Origin of the sequence: Curvivirga aplysinae (genome assembly GCF_009711445.1) — a bacterium.
Taxonomy (GTDB): Bacteria; Pseudomonadota; Alphaproteobacteria; order UBA8366; family Aestuariispiraceae; genus Curvivirga; species Curvivirga aplysinae.
In genome coordinates this window covers 1-3,532 of the sequence record NZ_SMMC01000189.1, presented here as the reverse complement: position 1 = coordinate 3,532, position 3,532 = coordinate 1, and the positions used below count along the sequence as shown (strand labels likewise).

Here is a 3,532-nt window from a genome sequence, read left to right as displayed (position 1 = left end):
TAATAGAGCAGAGAATATATAGATATACGCCACGGATCCTAAGCCAAAATATTGCCATAAATCTGCATTAGGGTGATCCCAATATCTACCAATACCAACTATCCAAGCCAAAGCGGTCACTACTATTATGTAAAAAATGCGTGCTTCGTGAAAATTTAAGGGATGAATTGGGCGAAAGAAGAGGAACTGTGCTTCTTGTATCGCAAAAGTGCGAAGTCTTTCTGTGTAAGTCATGATTTAATGCAGCCAACTGAAGATTGTGAGTTAACCTAAAAGTAAAAATGTACTTAGTACAGTTTTTTATTTCCTCTAAGGTAGAAGGAAATTTATCAACTCCTGCACCTCAACACTTACGGGTCTATTGGCTGGCGTCGCTAAAAAATAGCATTCTTCGGTTTCTTGGGTGTCGGGGCTGACGGGGGTGAGTTGATTGGTGGCGAGTTCTTTTTGTAGAAGGGCGCGTTCGGCCAAGGCGATGCCTTCGCCTTTGAGTGAGCATGTTTCTCTTTGCCAAATGGATGGGACGGTCTTATGTTTTTAGTCGATTTGCATCGGATAAAAATGTAAAGGCATATATGACTTCTATGACTGATTATAAAATGAACTGGGAAGAAGCGGTAGTCTGGCTTCGTGATCAAAAAGGTCAACAGGAATTAGTGAAATTTTGCTATTTCGATGACCCGGTTCTGGACGCCGCCAAACGGTTTTGCCAAAGTTCTGAATGGCAGGCATTACAACAGATATTAATGGGGCGATCAGGAAGGGCTTTAGACTTGGGGGCCGGACGTGGAATTTCGGCCTATGCGTTGGCAAAAGAAGGTTTTGACGTTACAGCCTTAGAGCCCAATAGCAGTTTTATCGTGGGTGCAGGTGCTATCAAAACGCTATGTGATGCAGAAACATTACCGATCGAAATTGTAGAAGAATGGGGAGAGAAATTACCATTTGAAGATGATGTATTTGATGTGGTGCATTGTCGACAGGTTTTGCATCATGCAAAGGATTTAGGGGATATGTTAAAAGAAATCGCCCGTGTTCTAATGCCTGGTGGATTATTTATCGCCACAAGGGAACATGTTATTTCTAATCCCGAAGAATTGGAATTGTTTCTATCAAGACATCCATTGCATCATTTATATGGTGGCGAATGGGCTTATACGGTTCAAGAATATAAGCGGCTTATTCGTCGGGCTGGGATAGATTTGAAACAAGTATTAAATCCGTATGAAAGCGATATTAATCGTTTTCCAAGAACGCAACAGGACATCAGGTTGGATATTGCACAGGCTTATCACTTTCCTTTTCCAAAATTGATACCTATGTGGTTTGTCAACAAGCTTGGTGATTACAGCCGTATACCGGGTCGGTTATATTCTTTCATCGGCACAAAGCCGTGAAAATTACTGTCTGATGATTTGAGCCGGGTTGCCACCCATCACTGCACCGGCAGGTACATCTTTGGTAACAACACTTCCTGCGCCAATCACAGCTTCATCGCCAATGGTTATCCCTTTCAAGATGATAACGTTTAATCCTATCCAGACACGATCCCCAATGGTGACGGGTTTAGTCGGCACATTGGTCCAGTCTTTTTTACCTTGTCCCCAATCGACAACATCATTTTTGCGTTCTTCCCATTGGGTTGAATGGGAATTGTGGTCGACGATTGTACATCCCCAGGAAATCAACACATCTGATCCGATTGATATATGTTCAGCGCAGATAACAGAAGAGGAACCGATATAGGTTCGTGCCCCAATATCAATGCGCCCATTAGGGCGTTCAAATACGATATTACCTTCGATGATTGATTTATCGCCGATGGACAATTTACAATTCTGCATGGGTCGGATTTTGTTGAAATTCACTTTCAAGGCGTTATCGGCATCGATGGACATGATGGATAATTTTTTGCGTGTTTTATACGCCTGCGATTGAAAGAGATCGATGAAAGACTTTAGCAGGTTTTGGACGTGCATATGGTTTTCTTTCCAATAACTTATTTCGACTTGAAAAAACTACGCATGGCGGAAACATTTTCATCCAAACATATCGCAGGCGGAAATGAAGTCACCCTAAAATCGATGGCAATTTCTCTGGCGGTATCAAGGCGTACTTCTTTTGCATGGGTGGCATTAATATCCCAACCTTCATGTAATACCATATTCTCTCTGGGATAAAGCACCAATCCGTCATTCATAAAAACGCTAAGATACCATCGGACAGCCCATGAATTGACCCGTCCGGCAAATTGATCCTCTAACATTTCATAGAAAGGATATGTATCATCCAAGTTAAACTTCCGGCGCAAGGCAATGTCATCCTTTAACCGGTCATAACCAGATGCTTCCGGATCAAATTCCTGCCATGCCCGATCCCATGTCGCCCATCCCCATGACGTTGTTAACGGCAGGAACAGGGCTTGTTGTTCTTTGTTAATTGCAAATGGAAATAAATGACCTGCGATTTGCTTAACATTTGAGATGTTTTGATACTGTGTGAGCCCTGCATTCATGAATTCAAGAAAATTTGGTGAAACAACCAAATCATCTTCAAGCACGATGACTTTTCCAAATTTGCCGCAAATTTCATTTACTCCATTAATGATAGAAGCAGCTAATCCCTTATTTTCTTCTGAGATGATAACAGATACGGATCGAAAACCACGAATTGTCTGGGCGAATTGTTGAACCTTTTTTACATCATTCTCATCTTCTGGTGAGCCAGGGCCATCGCAAAAAATATGAAGATCACTTTGTTCAGCAATAGGATTTTGTAAAAGACTATGTATCAGGTTTTTTGACCGATGTAGCCGATTATAAAAGAAAGAGGCTATTGGAGCTGGATCGTCTGAAGGGCAATGATCATGTTTACGCACAATAGTCTCACTTTATAGGGCGAATTGCATCGACAATCAGTGAACTATAGTTAAATTCCGTTTCCGTATTACGAGGGTCATAACGACGTGATCGCAGAACTCTGCCCTGATCATTGGACCAAAGGACTGCGTGGAATTTTCCAGCCGGGTCGAAATATTCTAATGGGGTAATTTGGAAACCTGCCTGAACTATAATTTCAGACAGACTTTCAATAGTGTATAATATTCTATGATCGTCCGAACCTAGGCCAGTCCCATTGACTTTTACAGCATCTATATAATCAGGGTCGGGATTAAAACCATCAGGCACTGCAATTCGAAAAACACCACCAGGCTTTAGATATTTATAGGCTAATGCAAGGCCCTTTTTGCAATCCTCATAATCGATATGTTCCAGAACATGCTCAGAAAACAAATTGTCTATTGAATTCTCAGGGCAAAACGATTGCCAGCTCTGAGGCGAGCAAAAATCCAAATCGTCAAATTCGGTAAAAATCCAACCATCAGGTCCCATGCCGCCTGCACCTAGCACCACTTGAATGGATTTCTTCTCTGCAAGTCTTTCTTTAACTGTTATGTGCATTGATACCCTTCCGGTGACATATTATTTGATAATTCAATATGGTAACCTGCTTAATAATCATGATAATATCT

The 3,532-nt window shown here is 41.6% G+C and carries 5 protein-coding genes; 1 reads left to right on the top strand and 4 read right to left on the bottom strand.

Features of this window, described 5'->3' with window-relative positions; translation table 11 throughout:
* A partial coding sequence (locus E1160_RS17145; RefSeq protein ID WP_218048843.1) for a hypothetical protein occupies nt 1-234 on the bottom strand: 234 nt, incomplete at its 3' end.
* A gap of 350 nt (nt 235-584) precedes the next feature.
* On the opposite strand from E1160_RS17145, the gene E1160_RS10835 reads away from it, so the two are divergent.
* Entirely contained in the window at nt 585-1,397 is an 813-nt protein-coding gene (locus E1160_RS10835; protein ID WP_155155179.1) for a class I SAM-dependent methyltransferase, read from the top strand.
* 3 nt (nt 1,398-1,400) lie between these two features.
* Here the strand turns inward: E1160_RS10835 and E1160_RS17455 are convergent, their stop codons facing one another.
* Genes E1160_RS17455 through E1160_RS10820 form a run of 3 tightly spaced genes read right to left on the bottom strand, consistent with a single transcriptional unit; the run spans nt 1,401 to nt 3,461 of the window.
* Nucleotides 1,401-1,979: an acyltransferase gene (locus E1160_RS17455; protein ID WP_328597147.1), complete on the bottom strand. Its 579-nt coding sequence runs from the start codon at nt 1,977-1,979 to the stop codon at nt 1,401-1,403.
* 20 nt (nt 1,980-1,999) lie between these two features.
* Nucleotides 2,000-2,878, bottom strand: a complete 879-nt coding sequence (locus E1160_RS10825; protein ID WP_155155178.1) for a glycosyltransferase — start codon at nt 2,876-2,878, stop codon at nt 2,000-2,002.
* 7 nt (nt 2,879-2,885) lie between these two features.
* Entirely contained in the window at nt 2,886-3,461 is a 576-nt protein-coding gene (locus E1160_RS10820; protein WP_155155177.1) for a class I SAM-dependent methyltransferase, read from the bottom strand.
* Between the last annotated feature and the right edge of the window lie 71 nt (nt 3,462-3,532).